General features: G+C 36.6%; 2 protein-coding genes. Both read right to left on the minus strand.

The window, feature by feature from the left end:
* Positions 1 to 1551, minus strand: a protein-coding gene (locus MKZ17_RS20520) for an IS3 family transposase (protein ID WP_340725657.1) whose coding sequence is annotated in 2 segments (ribosomal slippage) — positions 1 to 897 and positions 897 to 1551 — 1552 coding nt annotated over the 2 segments. Because the reading frame shifts where the segments join, the coding sequence is not laid out codon by codon here. This gene is flagged as partial in the annotation.
* Positions 1552 to 1877: 326 nt separating this feature from the next.
* Positions 1878 to 2685: non-homologous end-joining DNA ligase (gene ligD, locus MKZ17_RS20525; protein WP_340725658.1), on the minus strand; the 808-nt coding region annotated here is incomplete at its 5' end.

Genomic DNA, 2685 nt, shown 5'->3' on the forward strand with positions numbered 1-2685 from the left:
CTATAGCTCTATATTCCATAGGGCTATAGCCGTTTAGTCGTTTTTGGTATCGATTATGATTATAGAAGTGAATATACTCCGTTATGGCATTGGAAAGTTCCTCATAGGTCATAAATTTATGTAAATAATATTTCTCACATTTCAGTGTTCCCCAAAAGGATTCCATAGGTCCATTATCGATACATCGCCCAACGCGAGACATACTATGAGTCATTTTTAACTTTTTTATCCTACTTTTAAATCCATAGGAGGTGTATTGATAACCACGGTCGCTATGAATGAGAGGCTCCTTTCCCTTTAAATGCTTTGTCGCCAGGTCAAGTGTATCGAACACCAGTTCATTGTTATTAGAATGCCCGAGAACATAACTAATAATAGAACCATCATAGAGATCACGAATGGCACTTAAATAAGCTTTTTGGGAGGAACCATATTTAAATTCTGTGACATCCGTGACCCATTTTTCATTCGGCTTATTAGCTGTAAACTCACGATTTAATATATTTTCCGTGACATATTGGGGGATAGAACGTTTATATCGTTTTTTCTTCACTCGAATCACCGAGCGTAATTGAGCCACTTTCATTAATCGATAGATTCTCTTATGATTCAGTGGCTTATTAAATTTTCTATTCAAATGAAGAGTCATTTGGCGATAGCCGAAAATCCCCTTCATTTGTATATGGAGGATTTTCATCTCTTTCATAATAGCTTCATTCAGAATCTCTTGGGAAGTCGGTTGACGTCTTAGCCATTTATAATAAGCGCTCCGAGTGACGCCCGCGATATCACACAGAAGAACTATGCTTAGATTCTCTTTCTTATGTAGTTCCTGTATGGCGACATACTTATCTTTAAATCGAATCCTGCTTATTTCCGCCTCCTTTCGAGTTCCTCCAACTTTTTTAAGAATAAGTTCTCTGCACGTAATCGTTCATTTTCTTGTGCTAGCTTTTTCATTTCGAGTTTCATTTTTTCTTCTGGTGTTAACTCAATTTCTGTTTTATTCCTCCCTCGTTTGTCTTGAAGACCTTCCTCTCCACTTTCTTCATATTTTTTAACCCATGTATAGACTTGTTGGTAAGACACTTGAAAAGTGTCAGCTGTCTTCTGATAATCTTTTCCGTTCCCCAAGCAATCAAGTACAACTTGAATTCGTTCCTTCCAAGTTGTTTTTCTTCCTTTAGTCATAGAGCTCGTCCTTTCTTTTGACGTATCCTTTATTTCACTATGACTATTATACTTCTTCAACCATAACCTGAGGACAGACTCATCTGATATTTTATATCTTTTGGCAATTTCCTCTAAAGAATAGTGGCCGGATAGGTAGTCCTTCATGGCTAATATTTTTAAATTCTTCGGGTACGTTTTCCAGGATGTCGATTCTTTAAGACCTTCAAATCCATACATATCAAATTTATACTTCCAAATTCGAATGGCACTTCTACTAACCTTATACTTTTTTATTATCTCCGCTACAGATAAAATACCATCTTTTAATGTATTTATTACTTCTATCCTAACTTCGAGTGGATGAGCTCTTTTAGACATAAATATACTCCCCTTTTAGTAGCCAGATTTTATTTTTTTATCTGTCTACCTAGAGGGGAGCATATCAGTGTTGGTTCGGTTTTTTGTTTTTTTTATCTGAATAACGCGTAGAAATTGCATTAGCAGGTCGTTTCATAGTGTTTTCGCTCCTTGATGTCGTGCAAACTGAATGAGCAAAACGTTCAAATCAGTTTACTTTTTGAGTGATATGCAAACGGAGAAGACAGTCGTTTAAATGCGTTTTGGCTTTGTATAACGTGCATATCACATCTGCTTAGCCTTTCACTTCCTAAAACACAAAAAATCGCATATGCCTGTGTATAGTCTTATCCTTTTAATGAATCTATAATTTTTGCAATCGTGTCATTTTTTGTTTCGAAAAAGGTTGCCATTGGACAGCAATCAGTTAAACGATACTTGCGAATGTTGTCTAGTGAAAAATTCTCCCGCTGCAGTTGTTTATTTACTTCATCCCAATAGAGAGGGGCTGCTACTATCGCACCTTCTCTGCCTCTAGGAGAGTAAGGAGCAATCATCGTTTTTCCTTCTGCATGCTGTATATAATCGATATATAACTTTTTCCCGCGATTCTTTTTCATTCTTTCTGTCGTAAATAAATCTGGGTTTTTCTCAACTAAATAGGATGCTATGAACGAAGTAAACAGTCGGGTATCTTCATAAGAAAAATGATGATGCATAATTGGGATATGTACTTGTATACCCTTACCTCCAGTTAATTTTGGGAAGCCGATAATATTTAATTCTTCGAAAATCTTACTTAGTTTCTGTGCAGCATCAACAGCTAGTAGAAAGTGTGTTTCATCTGGTGGGTCAAGGTCGAACACAATATCTACCGGATGGTCGCTGCCAATTGTTTCAAAAGGGGTATGATACTCTAGTGCTAATTGATTACCTAGCCAAACAAGGGTAGATAAATCATTACAAAGGATATAGTCGATTTCGTCTTTTGTAAAAGAATTCACAAATGACGGTGCATAATCAGGTTTATTCTTCTGATAGAAAAATTCTTTCCCGATATAGCCATGTGGATAGCGAATGGTTGTTAACAATCTATTCTTCACAAACGGTAACAACCGTGGAGCGACGGAAACAAGATAAGCAATGAGCTGCTCT

Source organism: Solibacillus sp. FSL R7-0682, assembly GCF_038005985.1.
Lineage (GTDB): Bacteria > Bacillota > Bacilli > Bacillales_A > Planococcaceae > Solibacillus.